18 protein-coding genes are annotated in these 20,152 nt (G+C 62.9%); 15 read left to right on the forward strand and 3 right to left on the reverse strand.

Features of this window, described 5'->3' with window-relative positions; all coding sequences use genetic code 11:
- Window positions 1-4 precede the first annotated feature (4 nt).
- Window positions 5-505, forward strand: coding sequence for a 5-(carboxyamino)imidazole ribonucleotide mutase (gene purE / locus VEK15_08750; GenBank protein ID HXV60769.1), 501 nt, complete (start codon window positions 5-7; stop codon window positions 503-505).
- 190 nt (window positions 506-695) lie between these two features.
- Here the strand turns inward: purE and rlmN are convergent, their stop codons facing one another.
- The gene (gene rlmN / locus VEK15_08755) at window positions 696-1,715 is read right to left on the reverse strand and encodes a 23S rRNA (adenine(2503)-C(2))-methyltransferase RlmN (GenBank protein ID HXV60770.1); all 1,020 of its coding nucleotides are present in this window, start codon (window positions 1,713-1,715) and stop codon (window positions 696-698) included.
- A 139-nt stretch (window positions 1,716-1,854) separates the two neighbouring features.
- On the opposite strand from rlmN, the gene VEK15_08760 reads away from it, so the two are divergent.
- Genes VEK15_08760 through purF form a run of 7 tightly spaced genes read left to right on the forward strand, consistent with a single transcriptional unit; the run spans window position 1,855 to window position 9,737 of the window.
- A complete protein-coding gene (locus VEK15_08760; GenBank protein HXV60771.1) occupies window positions 1,855-3,108 on the forward strand; it encodes a pitrilysin family protein in 1,254 nt (417 codons plus the stop codon).
- Complete coding sequence (locus tag VEK15_08765; GenBank protein HXV60772.1) at window positions 3,101-3,943, forward strand: MBL fold metallo-hydrolase; 843 nt, start codon at window positions 3,101-3,103, stop codon at window positions 3,941-3,943. Before VEK15_08760 ends, VEK15_08765 begins: the two co-directional genes overlap by 8 nt.
- Window positions 3,937-5,235, forward strand: a complete 1,299-nt coding sequence (gene purB / locus VEK15_08770; GenBank protein HXV60773.1) for an adenylosuccinate lyase — start codon at window positions 3,937-3,939, stop codon at window positions 5,233-5,235. The genes VEK15_08765 and purB overlap by 7 nt, the downstream gene beginning before the upstream one ends.
- Complete coding sequence (gene purS, locus VEK15_08775) at window positions 5,232-5,474, forward strand: phosphoribosylformylglycinamidine synthase subunit PurS (GenBank protein ID HXV60774.1); 243 nt, start codon at window positions 5,232-5,234, stop codon at window positions 5,472-5,474. The genes purB and purS overlap by 4 nt, the downstream gene beginning before the upstream one ends.
- Window positions 5,474-6,145 (forward strand): phosphoribosylformylglycinamidine synthase subunit PurQ, encoded by a 672-nt coding sequence (purQ, locus tag VEK15_08780; GenBank protein ID HXV60775.1) that lies wholly within the window; start codon window positions 5,474-5,476, stop codon window positions 6,143-6,145. Before purS ends, purQ begins: the two co-directional genes overlap by 1 nt.
- Window positions 6,142-8,337 carry a phosphoribosylformylglycinamidine synthase subunit PurL gene (purL, locus tag VEK15_08785; GenBank protein ID HXV60776.1) on the forward strand — a complete coding sequence of 732 codons (2,196 nt, stop codon included), beginning with the start codon at window positions 6,142-6,144 and terminating at the stop codon, window positions 8,335-8,337. Before purQ ends, purL begins: the two co-directional genes overlap by 4 nt.
- Window positions 8,334-9,737, forward strand: coding sequence for an amidophosphoribosyltransferase (gene purF, locus VEK15_08790; GenBank protein HXV60777.1), 1,404 nt, complete (start codon window positions 8,334-8,336; stop codon window positions 9,735-9,737). Before purL ends, purF begins: the two co-directional genes overlap by 4 nt.
- On the opposite strand, the gene VEK15_08795 is transcribed toward purF, so the two are convergent.
- Window positions 9,738-11,339 (reverse strand): CHAT domain-containing tetratricopeptide repeat protein, encoded by a 1,602-nt coding sequence (locus VEK15_08795; protein ID HXV60778.1) that lies wholly within the window; start codon window positions 11,337-11,339, stop codon window positions 9,738-9,740.
- Between the two features lie 267 nt (window positions 11,340-11,606).
- Here VEK15_08795 and VEK15_08800 point away from each other — a divergent pair, with 267 nt between their 5' ends.
- From VEK15_08800 to VEK15_08810, 3 genes are read left to right on the forward strand one after another with little or no spacing between them, the layout of a single operon-like run.
- A complete protein-coding gene (locus VEK15_08800; protein ID HXV60779.1) occupies window positions 11,607-12,143 on the forward strand; it encodes a periplasmic heavy metal sensor in 537 nt (178 codons plus the stop codon).
- Between the two features lie 36 nt (window positions 12,144-12,179).
- On the forward strand, window positions 12,180-12,887 hold the full coding sequence (locus VEK15_08805) for a response regulator transcription factor (protein ID HXV60780.1): 708 nt from the start codon (window positions 12,180-12,182) through the stop codon (window positions 12,885-12,887).
- A gap of 6 nt (window positions 12,888-12,893) precedes the next feature.
- The gene (locus tag VEK15_08810; GenBank protein HXV60781.1) at window positions 12,894-14,150 is read left to right on the forward strand and encodes a HAMP domain-containing sensor histidine kinase; all 1,257 of its coding nucleotides are present in this window, start codon (window positions 12,894-12,896) and stop codon (window positions 14,148-14,150) included.
- Here VEK15_08810 and VEK15_08815 read toward each other — a convergent pair.
- Window positions 14,147-14,794 (reverse strand): hypothetical protein, encoded by a 648-nt coding sequence (locus VEK15_08815; GenBank protein HXV60782.1) that lies wholly within the window; start codon window positions 14,792-14,794, stop codon window positions 14,147-14,149. The two genes, VEK15_08810 and VEK15_08815, sit on opposite strands and share 4 nt — an antisense overlap.
- Before the next feature lie 223 nt (window positions 14,795-15,017).
- Here VEK15_08815 and VEK15_08820 point away from each other — a divergent pair, with 223 nt between their 5' ends.
- From VEK15_08820 to VEK15_08835, 4 genes are read left to right on the forward strand one after another with little or no spacing between them, the layout of a single operon-like run.
- The gene (locus tag VEK15_08820; protein ID HXV60783.1) at window positions 15,018-15,782 is read left to right on the forward strand and encodes an ABC transporter ATP-binding protein; all 765 of its coding nucleotides are present in this window, start codon (window positions 15,018-15,020) and stop codon (window positions 15,780-15,782) included.
- Window positions 15,782-18,532 (forward strand): Gldg family protein, encoded by a 2,751-nt coding sequence (locus VEK15_08825; GenBank protein HXV60784.1) that lies wholly within the window; start codon window positions 15,782-15,784, stop codon window positions 18,530-18,532. Before VEK15_08820 ends, VEK15_08825 begins: the two co-directional genes overlap by 1 nt.
- Complete coding sequence (locus VEK15_08830) at window positions 18,532-19,893, forward strand: DUF4340 domain-containing protein (protein HXV60785.1); 1,362 nt, start codon at window positions 18,532-18,534, stop codon at window positions 19,891-19,893. The genes VEK15_08825 and VEK15_08830 overlap by 1 nt, the downstream gene beginning before the upstream one ends.
- The gene (locus VEK15_08835) at window positions 19,812-20,126 is read left to right on the forward strand and encodes a LuxR C-terminal-related transcriptional regulator (GenBank protein HXV60786.1); all 315 of its coding nucleotides are present in this window, start codon (window positions 19,812-19,814) and stop codon (window positions 20,124-20,126) included. Before VEK15_08830 ends, VEK15_08835 begins: the two co-directional genes overlap by 82 nt.
- Window positions 20,127-20,152: the final 26 nt, after the last annotated feature.

Consider the following 20,152-nt stretch of genomic DNA (forward strand, 5'->3'; position numbering starts at 1 on the left):
CATCGTGTCAGCGAAAGTAATCATCGTGATGGGAAGCGCGTCGGACGAGGAGGTCATGAAGGAAGCCTATGCCGTCCTGCGCGAGCTCGAGGTTCCCTGTGAAATGGGCGTGTACTCGGCCCACCGCACACCCGACAGGGCTGCCCGACTGGCCCTCGAAGCTGCCTCTCGAGGCATCAAGGTGCTGATCGCGGGCGCCGGAGCGGCGGCTCATCTCGCGGGAGCGCTCGCAGCACGTACCAATCTTCCGGTGATCGGAGTGCCACTCGCGGCGACGCCTCTCGCGGGACTGGATGCGCTTTTGGCGACGGTTCAGATGCCAGCCGGCTTTCCCGTAGCCACGATGGCCATCGGCAAGCCGGGCGCACGTAACGCCGCGTTTCTCGCCGCCCAGATCCTCGCGACCGAGGACGAAGCGCTCGCCGAGCGACTTCGGATGTGGCGCGAGGGGAAAGCTCGCGAGGTCGAGGAGGCGTCGCGGAAGATGGGCGGCTCGGAGGATTAGTCTCGGGCCTAGCAGGGTGATGAAACTCAACCCACCCTGCGCGAGCGGAGCGAGCCCGGCGCAATCGTCCGCATGGGGCTCCTTCGAGGGTATGAGATGTGAGCACGCAGTGCGAATAATGGCCGCGTCGTAAGCAGCCCGAGCCGTGGCGGCACGATCGATTGCGGGTCCCGCCACGGCATTGAGCACTCTACCGATTCGCCAGCTGCCCGCACGCGGCAAGAACGTCATCCCCCCGGCTCCGCCTCAAGCTCACGGTAAGCCCGGACGTCGTCAAGAGATCGACGAACCGGTCGGTCTTCTCGTCGGTGGAGCGACGATGCGGCGAGCCGGGCCAGGGATTGTAGGTGATGAGGTTGACTTTCGCGCGAATGCCTTGAAGCAGTCCGGCGAGCCTCGAGGCGTCGGCTGCGGTGTCGTTCTCGCCTTCGAGGAGCACGTACTCGAACGTGATTCGGCGGCGGCGAGGAAGCGGGAGGTTCCGGGCCACCGCCAGCAATTCTCCAAGCGGGTGCGCGCGGTTGATGGGCATGATGCGATCGCGTGAGGAATCCGTGGTCGCGTGCAGGCTGATCGCAAGGCCCACCGCGGGTGCATTCTTGGCGAAATCCTCGAGCTCGGCAGGCAGTCCTGCGGTCGAAACGGTAATTCGGCGAGGAGACACGCCGTAACCGTCCTCATCGGTAAGGATCCGAAGCGCCTCGATGACCGCCTCCTGATTCAGAAGCGGCTCGCCCATGCCCATGAAGACGATGTTCCTCCTCGCCGGAGCGATTTCTCGATCGCCGAGGGCGAGACGGTACTGGCCCAAGATCTCGCCCACCGTCAGGTTGCGTTCGAGTCCGATGGTCCCGGTGAAGCAGAAACTGCATTTCAGAGGACAGCCGACCTGGGTGGAGAGGCAAAACGTGTGCCGCTTTCCATCGGGGATGTATACGGTTTCGACGTTCCGCCCATCCTGAAGCGAGAGCTGATATTTGATGGTTCCATCGATCGAAGCTCGTCGCGATCGAACGTTTGGGAGACGAATCACGTAGTCATGGGCCAGCTCGTCTCGGAGCTTTCGAGGCAAGTCGGTCATCGCTTCGAAGCTCGCCGCTCCCCGGGCGTACATCCATCGGAAAATCTGTCTTCCGCGGAAGGCGGGACGACCGCGCGCGAGCATCTCGCCCTCGAGCGACGTCCGCGAGAGCCCAAAGAGATTGATCATCGACCCATCGTAACGCAATTGGCACGCCTTCTCTCGAGCCGAGCTCCCAGAGAACCCCGAAGGAGATCCTTTTTGACCCGGCTCCACGGCGTATGCTAACCTCAAAAGTCCCACCAGCCAGAAGGTCGAGGCAAAGGACGTGTTCCGCAAAAGTATTCTACCAAATGAACTTACAGTCCTCACTGAGAGGATGGACGGCGTACGGTCGGTCGCCATGGGCATCTGGCTCCGGCGCGGAAGTCGGGACGAAAACGACGGTGAGGGCGGGCTCGCCCACTTCATCGAGCACATGGTTTTCAAGGGGACCGAGAAGCGCAGCCAAGCTCAGATCGCTCAGGAAATGGACGCGATCGGCGGCCAGACGGATGCCTTCACCACGCAGGAGTACGCGGGCTTCCACGTCAAGGTTCTCGATCAGCACGTCCCTCGAGCGGTAGACCTGCTCTCGGACATCGTGCTATCGCCACGCTTCGATCGCGACGAGCTCGAACGCGAACGTCGGGTGATCTTCGAGGAGATCAAAACGGTCGAAGACAACCCCGAGGAGTTCGCCCACGAGCTCTTCGCCCAGGCTTTCTGGCCCGATCACCCACTGGGTCGTCCGATCCTCGGCCAACCGGAAACCGTCGCGCGCTTCGATCGTGACGACCTGCTGCGCTTTTTCCGACGGACTTATGCCCCCAGCAACATGATCGTCGTCGCCGCCGGCAACGTGGAGCACGAACAGCTCTTGTCTCTGGTCGAGAGCCGATTCGCCAGGCTCGAGACGCCACCGGACGGGATCCTTGCCACTCCGCCTCAGCCATCGATGACCGTGAGGCTCGAGGACAAGGATCTGGAACAGGCTCACATCGTGCTCGGGACGGTGGCTCCTAGCCAAACGTCCTCCGACCGCTTCGTCTCTTACGTCCTGAATGCCATCCTCGGAGGAAGTCTGAGCTCACGTCTCTTTCAAGTCATTCGTGAGGAGCACGGGCTCGCCTACACGGTCTATTCGGCCCTATCGGCGTTCTCCGACGCCGGTCAACTCATGGTCTACGCTGGCTCGGACCCGAAGAAAGTGCCCGAAGTGGTCGATCTCGTTCTGCACGAGCTTCGCCTCATCCGCGATATTCCCGTCCAGGTGGAGGAGCTCCGCCGTGCCAAAGACCACCTCTGTGGAAGTATACTAATGGGACTCGAATCGACGGACGCGCGCATGTCACAGCTTGCCCGACAGGAGTTGTATTTCGGTCGACATATCGCGACCGAGGAAGCCATCCAGGGGATCGATTCCGTCACTGCCGATGACTTGCTGCGTTTGGCGTCCTCGATTTTCCAGCGCCCCCTCGCCATGACGGTTGTGGGAAGGCTCGGGCGCCTCGAGTGGATCCCGGAGAGCCTGGTTGCCTGAGCTCCACGTCTCGGTTCTGGGAAGTGGAAGTGCAGGCAACGTCACCTTCGCCTCGGATGGTTCGAGCAGGCTTCTTCTCGACGCCGGTCTGGCGTGCCGGGAGATCGAGCGCCGTCTCGGACTCCTGGGAGTCGCTCCAAGGGATCTCCACGGGGTTCTACTCTCGCACGAGCACGGCGACCACGCGAGAGGAGCCTGGCGGTTCTGCGGGAAACACAAGATCCCTCTCTACGCGACGGAAGGAACCTTCCGCCGGATGCCCCGAGCTTCGAGCAAGGAAATCGATTGGGTACGCGTCCGGTCGGGCTCGAGCGTCAAGCTGGGCAGGCTGACCGTCGATCTCTTCCCCACCCCACACGATGCCGCCGATCCGGTCGGCTTCCGTCTCCGTCGAGGCAAGCTAGCCTTCGGGCACGTGACCGATATCGGCCACGTGTCCGAGACCGTGGTGGACGGGCTCCGCGGCAGCACCGCCATCCTGATCGAGTCGAATCACGACGTGGAGATGCTCCGGGAGAGCGACTATCCCGACTCGCTCAAGGATCGGGTCCGAAGCCAGCTTGGGCACCTATCCAACGAGGCGCTCGCGCTCTATCTCGAGCATCGCCTCCCGGACTCGGTGCGACACCTCTTTCTCGCGCACCTCTCCCAGAACAACAACCACGAGCGGCTTGCGCTGGATAGTTGTTACGACGCGCTACGGCGGCGAGGAGGTTTCTTGCCCAAGGTGCATCTCACCTATCCCGATCGACCCACGCCCCTTTTGCGCCTCACCGAGCCCAAGGCAACCACCGACAGCTTCGCCCAACGTGCATTGGTCTTCGAGACATGCTGACCGATCGATACGTTCATCCCGAGATGGGCCGAATCTGGAGCGAGGAGGCCAAGTTCGACTCCTGGCTCCAAGTCGAGGTCGTCTCCGCCGAAGTCATGTCGGAGCAAGGGTTCATCCCCGTGGCTGCCGCACGAGAGATTCGGGAAAAGGCAGCCTACACGGTCGAGCGCGTCGCCGCCATCGAGCGAGAGGTCAAACACGACGTCATCGCCTTCACCGAGGCGCTCGCCGAGAAGGTCGGCCCGGCGGGGCGTTTCATCCATTTTGGCCTGACGAGCTATGACGTCGTCGACACCGCTCTCGGAATGAGGCTGCGGGACGCCACGGATCTCGTGATCCGAAATCTCGACGCCCTGGCCGAGGTGTTGAAAGCGCGGGCACTCGATCACAAGAGAACGATCATGGTCGGGAGAACCCACGGCGTACATGCCGAGCCGATGACGTTCGGCATGAAGCTCGCGCTCTGGTACGCGGAGATGGCACGCAACCGCAAGCGGCTCGAGGCGGCTCGCGAATCCGTAGCCGTCGGCAAACTGTCGGGGGCGGTGGGGACGTTCGCGCATCTGCCGCCGATCGTCGAAGAAGAGGTCTGTCGAAGGTTGGGGCTCTCTCCCGCACCGATATCCACTCAAGTCCTCCAGCGCGACCGTCACGCCGAGGCGTTGTCGGCACTCGCGATCCTCTCGAGCAGCCTCGACAAGATCGCCGTCGAGATTCGAAGCCTTCAGAGAACCGAGATACGGGAAGTGGAAGAGTTCTTCTCGGAAAAGCAGAAAGGCTCGTCGGCGATGCCCCACAAGAGAAATCCGGTCACCTGCGAGCAGATTTCCGGGCTGGCGCGGGTTGTCCGGGGAAACCTTCAGGCGGCCCTCGAGAACATTCCTCTGTGGAACGAGCGCGACATCTCGCACTCCTCGGTGGAACGCATGATCCTTCCCTCGAGCTACATCCTGACCGATCACATGCTGCGGAAGATGCGCTCGGTCGTCGATGAGCTCATCATCTATCCCGATCGGATGAGGGAGAATCTCGAGTCGATGAAAGGCCTCGTCTTCAGCGGCCAGGTGCTGCTCGAGCTGGCAAAGAAAGGCCTGTCGCGCGAGGAGGCTTACCGGATGGTGCAGCGCAACGCGATGGCGGTATGGCAGGGAAAAGGAGAGCTCCGGGAGCTCCTGAAAGTCGATGGCGAGGTCCGCGAGCGGCTCTCGGACGCGGAGCTGGAACGTGCCTTCGACCTCGAGCGGCAAATGGAGCGCCTCGACGTGATTTACCAGCGGGTTTTCGGTCGATGAAGGCCAACATCATCGTGAGGCTCAAGCCGGCGGTGCACGACCCCCAGGGCGAGACGATCTCGAACGCCTTGAAGCAGCTGGGGTACGAGCAAGCCGTTTCCGTGCGGCAGGGCAAGTTCTTCGAGCTCAGCCTGGACACGGACTCGCGCGAAGAGGCGCAAAGGCTCGCCCAGGAGGTCGCCCGGCGGCTCCTCGCCAACCCCGTTCTCGAGGTGTTCGAGGTGGAGGTTCAAGGTTAGTGCCGCGCTTCGCGGTGCTCGTCTTTCCCGGATCGAATTGCGAGGAGGACGTCCAGTACTGCCTCCAGGACGTGCTGGGACATCCAACCGATCTGGTTTGGCACAAACAGACCCGTCTCGACGGCTACGACGCCGTCATCCTTCCTGGGGGTTTCGCTCACGGAGACTACCTGCGGCCAGGCGCCATCGCACGTTTCTCTCCGGTGATGCCCGCGGTTGCGAGCATGGCGGAGTCGGGAAGAGCCGTCGTCGGAATCTGCAACGGCTTTCAAATGCTCCAGGAGGCGGGGCTGTTGCCGGGAGCGATGCTGCGAAACCGGAGCTTGACCTACGTGTGCCGGTACGTCGGACTACGGGTCGAGAAGGCCGGCTCCCCGCTCACCGAGACTCTTCGTGAAGGAGACGAGCTGCGAATTCCCGTGGGTCATGCCGATGGCAACTTCTTCGCTGACGAAAGATCCCTCGAGGCCCTCGAGAAAAAGGACCTCGTCGTCTTCCGTTACCTGGACAACCCCAACGGGGCCGCCCACGATATCGCGGGGATCCGGAACGAGCGGGGCAACGTCCTGGGGCTCATGCCCCATCCCGATCGCTGTTATGAGCCCGCGCTCGGTACGGCCGACGGGCGCAAGCTGTTCGAGAGTCTGGTCGCCTGGACGGAACAACGATGAACGACGAGCAGCTGAAAGCCCACGACCTGACGCGGTCGGAGTACGACGCCATCGTGCAAGGGCTCGGCCGCGAGCCGAACGCCATCGAGATCGGCCTTTTCTCCGTCATGTGGTCGGAGCACTGCAGCTACAAGAGCTCCCGCATTCATTTGAAGAATTTGCCCACCGAAGGGCCTCGCGTCGTTCAGGGTCCGGGCGAGAACGCGGGCGTGGTCGATATCGGCGAAGGACTCGCATGTGTTTTCAAGATCGAATCGCATAACCATCCCTCGTTCATCGAGCCCTTTCAGGGTGCCGCCACCGGAGTGGGCGGCATCATCCGTGACGTCTTCACCATGGGCGCTCGGCCAATCGCCTTGATGAACTCTCTCCGATTCGGTCCGCTGAGCGTTCGGAACAACCGGTCGTTGCTCTCGGGCGTCGTCGCCGGGATCGCGAGCTACGGAAACAGCATGGGCATTCCCACGGTCGGGGGCGAAGTCGTGTTCGAGGACTGCTACAGCGCGAATCCGCTCGTGAACGCCTTCTGTCTCGGGATCGCCCCCAAGGAGCGGATCTTTCTCGCCCGGGCCTCCGGGGAGGGCAACCCCGTTTTCTACGTGGGAGCGAAGACGGGAAAAGACGGAATCCACGGCGCCACGATGGCGTCGGCGGAGTTCAGCGAAGGGTCGGAAGAGAAGCGGCCGACGGTTCAGGTGGGCGATCCGTTCCTGGAGAAACTCCTTCTCGAAGCCTGCCTCGAGCTGATGCAGACCGACGCGCTCGTGGCTATCCAGGATATGGGGGCAGCGGGACTCACCTGCTCGAGCGCCGAGATGGGTGCGAGAGGGGGTACCGGGATCGAGATCGACCTCGACAAGGTGCCCCGGCGTGAGGCCGGCATGAGCGCCTACGAGACCCTGCTGTCGGAATCCCAAGAGAGGATGCTCCTCGTGGCCCGAGCCGGTCGCGAACCGGACGTGAAGCGGATTTTCGACAAATGGGATCTCGATGCTTCCGCCATCGGTCGGGTGACCAGCGACGGACTGTTCCGCGTTTTCTCGGGAAAGCTCGAGGTCGCGAGCGTGCCATGCCGCCTGCTCGCCGAGGATGCACCCATGTACCGCCGGCCCGCAGTCGAGCCACCCCCTTCGCGCGAGATGGCCGACATCGACGAGCCCGGGAATCTCGAAGAGACGCTCTTACAGCTTCTCGGTAGCCATACGGTGGCGAGCAAGCATTGGATATTCGAGCAGTACGATCACATGGTGCGCAGCAACACGATCGGACTTCCCGGGGGTGACGCGGGCGTCGTCCGAATCAAGGGCACCGAGCTTGCTCTGGCGGTATGTCTCGACGGCCATGGGCGCTACACCCAGCTCGACCCCTACCTCGGCGGGGCCATCTCGGTCGCCGAAGCCTGCCGAAATCTCGCGGCGGTGGGCGCCACGCCGATCGGAGCGACCAACTGCCTCAATTTCGGCAACCCCGAAAAGCCCGAGATCATGGGACAGTTCGTTCGGGCCATCGAGGGAATCGGCGAGGCCTGCAATCGGTTCGGCGTGCCCATCACCGGGGGAAACGTGAGTTTCTACAACGAGACCGAGGGCGCCGCCATCTACCCCACTCCGGTCATCGGGGTCGTGGGGCTCCTCGAGAATGCCTCGAAGCGAGTCAGCCACCACTTCAAACGGAAAGATGATCTCATCTTCCTCCTCGGTGATAGCCGTGAGGAGCTCGGGGGCTCGGAGTACCTGAAAGTCGTACATCGTCGCATCGAGGGAAAGCCTCCTCGACTCGACTGGGACGCCGAACGAGCGGTCCACGATCTCGCTCGAGAAGCCGCTCGGCAGGGGTTGGTGCAATCGGCTCACGACGTGAGCGACGGGGGGCTCTTGGTCGCCCTCGTGGAGTGTCTGTTCGGGCCACTCGGTGAGTCCGTGGGTGCCTCGGTCGCCCTCGAGACCCCGGGGCGGGCCGACACCGTCCTGTTCTCCGAGACTCAGGGACGGATTCTGGTCAGCGTCTCTCCCGGCGCCAGCTCGAAGCTCGAAACACTGGCGGAGACGCATGGCGTGCCGCTGTCGCGTCTGGGTGTCACCGGCGGCGATCAATTGGTGGTGCGGGTCAACGGTGACGAGGCGGTCTCTCTGGGCGTGGCGAGGCTCCGTGAGCTATGGTGGAACTCAATCGAAAAGGCATTGAGAGCATGAGCGGTTTTCGAGACGAGTGCGGCGTTTTCGGCATCTTCGGACATCCCGATGCCGCGCGCCTGACGTACTTGGGGCTCTACGCCCTGCAGCACCGAGGTCAGGAGGCGGCCGGCATCGTCACCTCCGGAGAAAAGGGTTTCGCGAGCCGAAAGCGCCAGGGCTACGTCGCCGAGGTTTTCGATGCCGAAGCCCTCGAGAGCCTCGGGGGCACGAACGCCATCGGCCATACGCGTTACTCCACGTCGGGCGAGAGCAACAACGCCAATACACAACCCATCCATATCGAGTGCAAGTTCGGAGAGATTGCGGTCTGCCACAACGGCAATCTCGTCAACGCCCACGTCCTCCGTCACGGTCTGGTCGAGCGCGGATCGATTTTCCGGACGACGAGCGACACCGAGGTCATCCTTCACCTCTATGCCAAATCGCTCCAGCGCGAGCCCACCGACGCCATCGTCGACGCCCTCCGCGGCGTGGAAGGGGCCTTCTCGCTCTTGTTCCTGACCAACGATGCGATCTACGGAGCCCGGGATCCGAGGGGCTTCCGGCCCCTGGTTCTGGGGAAGCTCGACTCGAGCTACGTGCTCTGCTCGGAGACCTGTGCCCTGGATCTCATCGACGCGACGCTGGTCCGCGAGATCGAGCCGGGCGAGCTCGTGCGCATCTCGCCGGACGGAGTCCGGTCCTACCGTCCCTTCCCCCCGGCGCCGGCCTCCCAGTGCATCTTCGAGCACGTCTACTTCGCCCGTCCGGACAGCCACGTATTCGGCCGCGACGTTCATCGCACCCGCATCGCCATGGGTCGAACGCTGGCTCGGGAGGCGCCCGCAGACGCCGACGTCGTCGTTCCCGTTCCCGACTCGGGTGTCGTTGCCGCCATCGGCTACTCGCAGGAATCGGGTCTCCCCATGGAGCTCGGGCTCATCCGAAATCACTATGTCGGACGGACGTTCATCGAGCCCCGACAATCGATACGAAATTTCGGCGTCAAGGTAAAGCTCAACCCCGTGCGCTCGGTCATCGAGAACCGCCGGATCGTGCTCATCGACGACTCGATCGTGCGTGGCACCACGAGCCGGAAGATCGTCGGTTTGGTACGGCAAGCCGGCGCGAAGGAAGTTCACTTCCGCGTCTCGTCACCGCCCACGACGGGCCCGTGCCACTACGGCATCGACACCCCGAAGCACGATGAGTTGATCGCCTCGACGCACACGGTCGAGGAGATCGCTCACTTCATCGGTGCCGATTCGCTGGGCTATCTCTCGCACGAGGGGCTTCTTTCCGCAGTCGAGACGGACCGCGATCGCTACTGCTCCGCCTGTTTCTCGGGAAATTACCCCCTCGCGCTGCCCGAGGAAGGAAAGGACCAGCTCAAGCTCTTCGAGAAAGTGCGGGACTAGCTAAAAAGCCCAGTCGCCGCGGAGCTCGAATCCAGCCCAGTAGTAAGGTGAGCGGAATCGAGGCGTGCGCCTCAGCATCATTTGGGCTTCTCTCAGCGCGGTCGCGGGAGACGCTCCGGAGAACAGCTTTTCGTAGAAAACCTTCATGAGTGCGGCGGTCGCCTCGTCGTCGACGGCCCAATAGCTCGCGATCACCCGGCGAGCGCCAGCCTCGAGAAATCCGCGTGCGAGACCCGCATCGCAGCTGCTCAGAACGACGAGCTCCGCGGCGACGCGCCGCTCGAGGAGTTCGTCGAGTCGCAGGAATCCGTCTCGAAGAGCGATCCCCCGACCCAGGGCACCGTGAGTGGCGAAATGCAAGACCCGAAAGCTCCCGAGCTCCACCCTCGCGATCCAGTCCCGGCTGGCCTGTTTGCCGTAGACGACCTCGACCTGTCCCGACGGCGCGATCGCCTCGATGCTGGCGGCCTCGCGCCGCGCCGCCGGCAAGCCGTGGGACGGATCGGCCGCGACGGCAACCGTCCTCGAAAAGCGCGTTCTCTGGACCCGGGAACGAAGCTCGGGGAGAAGCGTCGCCGCGGGAAGGCGGACGATCTCCAGAACATTGACGAGTGGAATCCGGTCGGAGCCGAGGGGTAACGGGGCGAAGGGAAGCGCGCTCAACTCCCCGTCCGAGACGACCACGAGCCGCGGCTTCATCGTCAGCCCGGCCACGGGTCCGAGCAGGAGCCGGGACACCTTCTCGAGCGCGATCACTCGCCGGCTCAACGGGGTCGACAGGTCTCGTCGCGCTTCCCGCACCAGCCGTTCGATGCTTCGGCGCGCCGGAAGCTCGTGTGCCGATAGCGTGCCTCGGGTCACCGACCAGAGGAAGCTCCGCTCGTCTCCGAGAAAGTAGGACAACAGGCGCGTGTCGTCGTCGAGTAATTCTTCCTGGAAGGCGCGAAGCGACACGCTCCGACCCGTACGGGCCTGTTCGCTCACCTCGAAGGCCTTCGCGATCTCACCCATGCGCATCAAGAGATCGGCGTAGAAGGCGAACCGCTCGTCGACGTCCTTCGAGGCTTGGAGCGAGAGCTCGATGGCTCTTCGAGCCTCGGAGAGACGCCCTAGCTCGTCGAGCGAGATAGCGGTTCCATAGAGGACAGCGGCACGTTCGCCCCCAGAGAGACCCGACCGGCTCGCCCGGTGGAAATCACTGAGAGCCCGCTCGTGCTCACCGAGCTCGGAAAGGGCTTTGCCCCGCTCGACGAGGGCGCGGGCGCCCGGCCGGACGTCGACCGAAACGGCGCGGTCGAAAAAGGAGAGCGCGAGTCCCGTCCGCCCCTCGACCCGGTGCAAGTGTCCGAGCTCGACGAGGACCCTCGCCTCGAGGTCTCGACGTCCGAGATCTCGATAGAGCGAGAGCGCACGGTGCAAATGGTGCGCCGCTCGACGACGATTATCGACCGAGAGATCCCGATCCGCGTGAGCCTGATGCGCGGCCGCGGCGTCGAGCAGCGCGCTCCGCGATCGAATCGGCTCGGAGTCGCCCGAGGTGGCAAGGATCGTGAGGACCAGGAACGCCACGGCGGCGCCCAGATGGTGCGTCCCGAGTCCCATGGTCGTGGGGCGGCTGCAAGGTGCATGCCACGGCAAAGACTGTGGTCTACCGGCATTCCTTGATGCGAAACGGTGAGGCCCCGGCTACACCCGACTCTATTCGGCGGGGCAGGTGTACGTTTTCTGAATACGCCAATCGAAACGCCGATCTTAGAGCAGCGCGTGATTTACAAAACTTTACGCCGCTGACAAACTTCCGAAAACGCCCGTGGCTAACCTCGGGATGAGGATCGCAATGGAGCGAGATCTCGAACAGGGAGCTACACGATGAATCGCAATCCTGACGAAGAGGTTCGAAAGGACGACGGAAAGAACGGGTCGAGGAAATTCCGAGTCGGTGTCCTTCTGAGCGTGGCCCTCGGCGCGATCGTGGCCGGGACGGCCGTCATCTCGACCCACGCGGCGGGATGGTCGCACGTCGGACGGGGCCTTCGGGGGCACTTCGGCCACGATCCCGAGCTGGCACGCGAGCGCGCGGAGTTTGCCGCTTCCTGGGTGCTCAGTCGGATCGACGCCAGCGATGAGCAACAGGAGCGAGTCAAGGCCATCATCGGACGCTCGGCCGACGATCTTGCGGCGCTCGTGGATCAGCACCGCCAGAGCCGAGAGGCATGGGTGAACGAGCTATCGAAGCCGACCATCGACCGGGCTGCGCTCGAACAGCTGCGGCGAGCGGAGATAGAGATGGCCGAAGCCGCGAGCACGCGGCTCGTGGAAGCGCTGGCGGATGCGGCCGAAGCGCTCACCCCCGAGCAGCGCGCCCAGCTCATCGAGATGGCGGAGCGCTTTCACCACCACCGGTAGCAGGGGGAAGCGTCCTGTGAGGCGAGAGATCGAGACGTGCCAGAACGCATCTTGATGATCGAGGATGATCGGAGCTTGTCCGAGATGGTCGCCGAGTATCTCGGCAAACGGGGCATCGAGGTCATCGCGAAGCCCGATGCGAAGACGGGGCTTCCGCTCGTGAAGAGTGGTGACTTCGATGCCCTGGTTCTCGACGTCATGCTCCCCGACCTCGACGGATTCGAAATCTGCCGCCGCGTGCGAGCGGGATCGGACATCCCCATCCTGATGCTCACCGCGAGGGGCGAAGATACGGATCGCATCGTCGGCCTCGAGCTCGGGGCCGACGATTACCTCCCCAAGCCCTTCAATCCCAGAGAGCTCCTCGCTCGCCTGCGCGCCATACTCCGCCGCAGCGGCGCGTCTCCCCGAAGGTCCGCTCGACCCCTTCGCTTCGGACGATTGGAGATCGATCGTGCATCGCGCACCGTCCGCGTCGAAGGCGAGGAGAAGACCTTGACGAGTCACCAGTTCGATCTGCTATGCGCCCTCGCCGAGAATGCGGGGCGGGTGCTTTCGCGAGAATCCCTGATGCAGCACCTTCGCGGCCATGGCCATTCGGCCTTCGATCGAAGCATCGACGTTCACATCTCTCGTATCCGTGCAGCCATCGAAGAGGATCCCAAACGGCCGAGGCGCGTGATCACCGTGCGCGGCGCCGGCTATGTCTTCGCCCAAAAGCAGGACGAGGGATCGGAAGCCTGACGAGACATGAAGCGCCGGTTGTATCTGCAAGTCTATCTCGCGTTCCTGGGAATCCTGTTCCTGTTCGGAGCTCTCGTCACCATTGCCTGGTACTTCCAGGCTCCCGGCGGACGCGAGCTCCTGATGTTCGACAGCATCTCGGCAATGGCGGGAGAGGTGCTGCCGCGAGCCGACGAGCCCGTCACCGAGCTCCAGTCGACGCTCGAGCGGCTCAGCAAACGCTTCGACGCCGACCTCGCGGTCCACGACGCCGACGGGCGGCTTCTCGCATCCGTCGGGGAGGCTTTGCCGGCACCCTCGCCGCAACGGGAGCGCAGCGGTTGGATTCGTAGCCGTCGCTCGAGAGGCGCTGCCGCCTTCCGTCTTCCCGACGGACGCTGGCTGGTCGCCCGCCACGTTCATCCGCCGGCGGTGCACGTACTCTGGCTGCTCGTACTGTTGGCGGGAGCGATTGCCCTGGGCTCCTACCCCCTGGCGCGTCGCATCACGCGCCGGCTGGAAAGACTTCAGAGCCGCGTGGACGAGCTCGGCGCCGGAGATCTCTCGGCCCGCGTGAAAATCGAAGGAAACGACGAGGTGGCCGCTCTCGCCCGCAGTTTCAACCAGGCGGCGAGTCAGATCGAGCGCCTGGTGAACGCCCAGCGGCACATGCTCGCGAGCGCATCTCATGAGCTTCGGTCCCCCCTCGCACGGATGCGGGTGGCCATCGAGCTTCTGGGTGGTGGTGAGGAGCGACCGGACGTCCGCGCCCGGATCTCCAAGGACATCCAAGAGCTGGACGACTTGATCGAAGAGCTCTTGCTCGCGAGCCGACTCGACGCGCTCGAAAAACTCGAGAGGAACGAGGACGTGGATCTCCTGGCGATTCTCGCGGAGGAGGGAGCTCGCAGCGCGGCCACGGTCACCGGAGAGCCAGTCTCGATCCAGGGAGATCCCCGGATGCTCAGGCGGCTCATTCGGAACCTCCTCGACAACGCGCGCCGCTACGCCGCCGGCTCACCCATCGAGGCATCCGTGGTTCCCCGCGGCTCGGGTGCGCTCCTGCTCATCGCCGATCGCGGCGACGGCGTACCGGCAGAGGAACGGGAGAATATATTCAAACCTTTCTATCGCCCTCAGGGAATGCGCGAAGGTGAGGATCGCGGAGTGGGACTCGGACTGGCTCTGGTCCGCCAGATCGCACGACGACACGAGGGGGATGCGCGCTGTCTTCCCCGAGGGGGAGGCGGTACCTGCTTCGAGGTGACTCTGCGAACCGTCTAAAAAGGCGGCGCTTCGCTCTCGGGAAGCCGACCAACCTCCCGCAGGATCGTCTCGATTTGCTCCGGAGTCAACTCCCGGCTGTTGGCTCGTATCGCGGCCTCGAACCCGCCGGCCTCGGTATTGCAATCGTCCTTCTCGATCTCCGAGGACACACAGCGCGCATGGACCTGGATCGGCATGGTTCGATACTGATTTCCGAACTCGATCTCGCGGCCGAGCACGACGCGGAGGCTTCCCTTGTCCATGAGCTCGCCGCAGTTCTTGCACTTCGCCCGACCCGAAGGATCGACCTCTCCGTAGGGAATTCGCTTTCTCGCCTGTCGCTGCTCCTCCGCCTCTTCGCTCAGTTTGCGCATCGCCTCGATGGGCGGAACCTCTCCCGGAGGTTCCTTGGCGTTGTTCCACGCTTCGATCTCATAGGCCTCTTCGACGTCGTCGAGACGCCGCTTGGCAGCGCAGGTCAAATGGTGCCAGAGGTAGCCGACGCCGTACGGCCCCTCGATGAGGATACCGATTCGAAGTACGTCCTTGTCGATCTTCTTGCGGCAGGTCTTGCACTTGGAACGGCTCGAACGCGCCCCCTCGATCACATAAGGGGGCATGTTTTGTTGGGCTTCCGCGGGGGAAGGGATTTCATCGGGCATGGCACCATCATCTTAACGTGGTGCGATGGGCTGACGCGACTCCCGGCTGCCAGTGACGAATCTCACAGGGGGTGTCAGGCGCCTAGGACGTCGGACTATAAACCGTTTGTTCAGAATCTTTACGGACGCCGCACGACTTGTGTCGCCCGCTGGCTTTCGCTAAAATCCGGCTCTCCGCGGAGCGGAGGGCGAAACTTTCGACCAGGGAGGTGCTCGAGTTCCCATGACCAACGCGTCCCCAAGCGAACCGAGAACGATGATCGAGGCGCAGGGTCTGACGAAGTACTATGGGCCGTTTGTCGCGACGGAGAACATCTCGTTCTCCATCCCCGAAGGACAAATCGTGGCGTTTCTTGGGGCGAATGGTGCCGGAAAGACCACGACGATGAAGATGCTCACCGGCTACCTCGCCCCGTCCAGCGGCTCGGCCAGAATCGCGGGCCTCGACATCCATCGAGAGAGAATCGCTGCATCGAAGAAGCTGGGCTATCTTCCCGAGAACGGGCCACTGTATCCCGACATGACGCCGCTCGAGCTTCTGGAGTTCTTCGCCGAAGCTCGTGAGCTTCCCCCGAAGGAAGCGAAAGAGCGCATCTTCGCGGTTCGCGAGCTCTGCACTCTCGGTCAAGTCATGGAAAAACCGATCGGAAAGCTTTCCCGGGGTCTTCGGCAGCGAGTGGGGCTCGCCCAGGCGTTGCTCCACGATCCCGACGTCCTCATCATGGATGAGCCCACCGCGGGGCTCGACCCGAACCAGATCCGGCAATTCCGGGAGAACATCAAGAAGCTCGGCCGGAGCAAGACGATCCTCATCTCGACTCACATACTCCAGGAAGTCGACGCCGTCGCCGACTACGTTCTCTTCGTTCACAACGGTCGCCTCGTTTTCGAGGGCCCGCCGAGCGAGCTTCGTGAGGACGGCTCTCTCGAGTCGAATTTCTACCGCCTGACTCGAGACAGCCAGGAGCTCCAGGAGGAGGTGCACTGATGCTGAAGGAGATCAACTTCAACATCGTACGCGCCATCGTGAAGCGGGACCTGAAGATGTACTTCAGCAACCCGACGGGCTACGTGTTCATCACGCTCTTCATCTTTCTCAGCGCGGCGGCCGCGTTCTGGCAGGATCGGTTCTTCCTGAACAACCTGGCGAATCTCGACCAGTTGAACAATGTCTTCCCCTACTTGCTCGTATTCTTCGTCGCCGCCCTGACGATGTCCGTCTGGGCGGAGGAGAAGAAGCTCGGAACCGACGAGCTTCTTCTTACTCTGCCGGCGACCGATCTCGAGATCGTTCTGGGAAAATACCTGGCGGTCCTCGCCGTCTATACCGTGGCCCTCGTCCTCTCGCTGAGCCACGTGGTGGTGCTTCTCTTTCTGGGAAGCCCCGACATGGGGCTGATGTTCGCCAACTACCTGGGTTTCTGGCTGGCCGGAGCTGCGCTCATTGCCGTCGGGATGCTCGCTTCTCAGCTGACCGCGAACGTGACCATCGCGTTCGTTCTGGGAGCGGTTTTCTGCGCCATCGGGGTGTTCGTCCAACCGATGGCCCGAATCGTGGGCGAGGGCCTGGCTCGGCTCCTGTCACCGCTAGGGGTATTCCCCCATTTCGAGGAGTTCGGGCAAGGGGTCATGAGCACCACCGGGCTCCTGTACTTCCTCGCGATCGGCGGGTTCTTTCTCTACCTCAATGTCCTCCTCGTCAACCGGCGCCATTGGCCGCGCGAGGCCGAAGGTTTGAGGATGACGACGCATCACCTCATCCGCGCCGTCTCCATCGCCGTCATCCTCGTCGCCGGAATTGCCATGTTAGGCAGGTTGGGGTGGAGGGTCGATGCGACCGCCGAGCGGCTTCATTCGCTGAGCCGGGAAACGAGGCAACTTCTCCACGAGCTCTCCGACGACCGGCCGGTGTTCGTGCAGGCGTACATCAGCCCCACCGTCCCCGAACCCTACGTACAGACGAGGGCGAACGTCATCGGACTGCTCAAAGAGATGGGGTCCGCTTCCGGCGGACGCGTCCAGGTCGCCGTCTACGATACCGAGCCCTTCAGCGACGAGGCTCGCGAGGCCCGGGAGAAGTTTGGTATCCAAGCGCGGGAGATTCCGAACCTCGAAGGAGCGCGCGCTGGCTTCAGCGAAGTATTCCTCGGACTCGCATTCACCTGCGGGGCCGAGGAGCAGGTAATCCAGTTTTTCGACCGAGGGCTTCCGGCGGAATACGAGATCGCCCGGAGCATCCGCGTCGTCGCGAACACGGAACGCAAGCGCGTCGGCGTCGTCAATACCCAGCTGAGGCTGTTCGGCGGGCTCGATTTCAACACCATGCAATCGACCCCCGCCTGGTCGGTCGTCGACGAGCTCAAGAAACAGTACGAGGTCGTCCAAATCACTCCGAACACCGCCATCACCGAAGAGATCGACGGACTCCTCGTAGTGCTCCCGTCTTCGCTCGCCCAGGACGAGATGGACAACGTTCTCGAACTCATCAAAGAAGGAACCCCGGCGCTTCTGCTCGACGATCCTCTCCCCGTCGTCAACCTGGGCCTCGCGCCCTCGGAGCAGGCCGGCGCCAACATGAATCCTTTCATGCGCCAGGGCCAACCGCCTCCCGAGCCAAAGGGCGACATTCGTGGTTTTCTCGCAGAGCTGGGTTTCCGGTGGGACCCTTCGATGATCATCTGGGACAGCTACAACCCTCATCCCGACCTAGCGCACCTTCCTCCCGAGGTCGTCTTCCTCGGCCGGGGCAATCAGAACGAGAACGTCTTCAGCAAGAACCACCTGGCGAGCGCCGAGCTCGAACAGCTCGTGCTCCTGTACCCCGGACACGTCGAGTCAGCTTCGGCAGAAGGCTTGGTCTACCAGCCTCTGCTCGAAAGCGGCGCATTTTCCGGCCGGTTCCCCTACTTCCAGATGGTCCAGCGGAACTTTCTTGGTGCCTCATTGAATCGCAACCTGCCGCACCGCCCCGACCCGATGGTGTATACGGTCGCCGCCGAGATCAAGGGCCGTCCCGCGCCCGAAGGCAAAGCCACGAGCTCTCCCGAGACCGGCAATGGAGACGAAGCCAGTGAGGAGGCCGGGACCGAGGAAGCCACCAATCCGGAGAACGGCTCGCTCCCCATCCACGTCATCTTCGTCGCCGACATCGACTTCATCTCCGAGCAGTTCTTCGAGATCCGGCGAATCGGACCGGGCAACTTGAACTTCGACAACGTCTCGTTCTTCCTCAACGCCATGGACACGCTCGTCGGCGACGACTCTTTCGTAGCTTTGAGGAACCGCCGAGTGCGACACCGCACGCTCGCCCGCGTCGAAGAGCAAACCCGCGAGTTCATCGAGCGCCGTACTCAGGAGGAAGCCGAAGCCGAGCGGCAGGCGGAAACAGCCCTTGCGGAAGCGCAGCGGCATCTCGACGAGCGAGTCGCCGAAGTCCGTAACCGCGACGACCTCGACGAGCAGACGAAGCAGATCATGGCGCGCAACCTTCAAGAGGTCGAGAACCGCAAGTTCGAAGTCCTCAAGACCAACATCGAATCCGAGAAGGAGGCCAAGGTCCGCGCGAGCGAAGAGAGGATGCAGACACAGATCCGCCGCATCCAGAGCGGAATCAGAACGGCGGCGGTACTTCTACCGCCGATTCCCATCTTCGTGATCGGCGTCTATATCTTTATTCAAAGGCAGAAGCGAGAACGTGAGGGGGCAGCCGCCGCTCGCCGTTTGAGGGAGGGAGCGTGATGGAAACGCGAAGTGAGCTGAAGTTGACGAAGTCTCTGGCGGGGGCCGCTATCCTTCTCGCCATCGTCACCATCGTCACTGCGCCCCGCAACGTGACGCCCAGTGCTTTCGTCGACATCGGTGAGCCGTTCTTTCCGGGTTTCAACGATCCCAACGTCGCCACGACGCTCGAGGTCATCGAGTTCGACGAGGACACCGCCGCCGCCAAGCCCTTCAAAGTGACCAACCAGGGCGGGGTTTGGACCATCCCATCGCATCACGGCTACCCGGCGGACGGAAAGGATCGACTCGCTCAAACGGCGGCGGGTGTCATAACGATCGTGAAGGACGACTTCCGCTCCGACAACGTCGCGGATCACGAGGCCCTCGGAGTCATCGACCCCCTCGACGAGACGGCGACGAGTCTGAGAGGCCGCGGCAAGCGAGTCACCATCAAAGGAGCGAACGACGTGGTGCTCGCCGATCTCATCATCGGAAAACAAGTGGAGGAGCGCGAGAAGTTTCACTTCGTTCGCGTTCCGGGGCAGAAGCGGGTCTATGCCGCCAACATCGACGTCGACATCTCCACCAAGTTCGAGGATTGGATCGAGAAGGACCTTCTCCAGGTCGAAAGGAGCAACATCGATCGCGTCGTTCTCGAAGATTACTCGATCGACGAACGAACGCTGATGGTCGACGTGAGAGACACGGTCGAGCTCGACAAGAGCGACGGGAATTGGAGCGCAAACCGGATGCCTGCCGACCAAGAGGTCGACACGACGAAGATGAACGACCTGCTGCGCGAGGTCGACGAGCTCAAGATCGTCGGGGTCCGGCCCAAACCCGAGGGTATCGGAGAGAGGCTTTCGGACTTGACCATTTCCCGCACCGACGTACTTTCGCTCCAGAGCCGCGGATATTACTTGACCCGCGCCGGCGATCTCATGTCGAACGAGGGTGAGCTGCGGGTCCGCACCAACGAGGGAGTGCTCTATACGCTTCGCTTCGGCGAGATCCTGTACGGGAGTGGAGAGGCCATCAGCGCGGGTGCGGAGACCACGGCGGACGAGTCGGGTGGCCCAGGGGAGAATCGCTACCTGTTCATTTCCGCAGAGTTCGATTCCTCGGCTCTGCCCGAGCCCCAGCGGCCGGCCAACACCGCCTTCGAGGACAAGGAAGAGAGCGATTGGTCGGACGACGATAAGCGCAACAAAGAGCTCGCCGATGCCCACGAACAGTGGGAGGAGAAAACCAAGAACGGGCGAGAGAAGGCCGACACTCTGGCGAATCGGTTCGCCGATTGGTACTACGTCATCTCCTCGAGCAGCTTCGACAAGATTCACCTGAAGCGGAGCGATCTGCTCAAGAAGAAGGAGACCTGAGCCTCGGGCCGAAGGCGGCTTGTCGTAGCGAATTTCGTCTTCACTCGCCATGGACGCCATGGCGGCATCTTCTCCTCCTCTCCAACAAGGAGATCGCGAGCAAGCTGGCTATCTCCGACAGGACGGTGAAGTTCCATGTGTCCAATCTTCTCACCAAGTTCGGTGTCGAGCGCCGTCAGCACTTGATCTCCCGATGCCTGCAGGTCCCGCCGGGAGGCCCGCCCACGTTTTGAGCTTGGCGACCGCGGCCCCGCGGTCA

Source organism: Vicinamibacteria bacterium, from assembly GCA_035620555.1.
Lineage (GTDB): Bacteria > Acidobacteriota > Vicinamibacteria > Marinacidobacterales > SMYC01 > DASPGQ01.

Excerpts from the sequence above, each read along its gene's own strand:
- VEK15_08800 (HXV60779.1), top strand. The coding sequence starts at position 11,607 with ATGAATCGCAATCCTGACGAAGAGGTTCGAAAGGACGACGGAAAGAAC.
- VEK15_08815 (HXV60782.1), bottom strand. The coding sequence starts at position 14,794 with ATGCCCGATGAAATCCCTTCCCCCGCGGAAGCCCAACAAAACATGCCC.
- VEK15_08820 (HXV60783.1), top strand. The coding sequence starts at position 15,018 with ATGACCAACGCGTCCCCAAGCGAACCGAGAACGATGATCGAGGCGCAG.
- purL (HXV60776.1), top strand. The coding sequence starts at position 6,142 with ATGAACGACGAGCAGCTGAAAGCCCACGACCTGACGCGGTCGGAGTAC.
- purB (HXV60773.1), top strand. The coding sequence starts at position 3,937 with ATGCTGACCGATCGATACGTTCATCCCGAGATGGGCCGAATCTGGAGC.
- purF (HXV60777.1), top strand. The coding sequence starts at position 8,334 with ATGAGCGGTTTTCGAGACGAGTGCGGCGTTTTCGGCATCTTCGGACAT.
- VEK15_08795 (HXV60778.1), bottom strand. The coding sequence starts at position 11,339 with ATGGGACTCGGGACGCACCATCTGGGCGCCGCCGTGGCGTTCCTGGTC.
- rlmN (HXV60770.1), bottom strand. The coding sequence starts at position 1,715 with ATGATCAATCTCTTTGGGCTCTCGCGGACGTCGCTCGAGGGCGAGATG.
- VEK15_08810 (HXV60781.1), top strand. The coding sequence starts at position 12,894 with ATGAAGCGCCGGTTGTATCTGCAAGTCTATCTCGCGTTCCTGGGAATC.
- VEK15_08830 (HXV60785.1), top strand. The coding sequence starts at position 18,532 with ATGGAAACGCGAAGTGAGCTGAAGTTGACGAAGTCTCTGGCGGGGGCC.
- purS (HXV60774.1), top strand. The coding sequence starts at position 5,232 with ATGAAGGCCAACATCATCGTGAGGCTCAAGCCGGCGGTGCACGACCCC.
- VEK15_08825 (HXV60784.1), top strand. The coding sequence starts at position 15,782 with ATGCTGAAGGAGATCAACTTCAACATCGTACGCGCCATCGTGAAGCGG.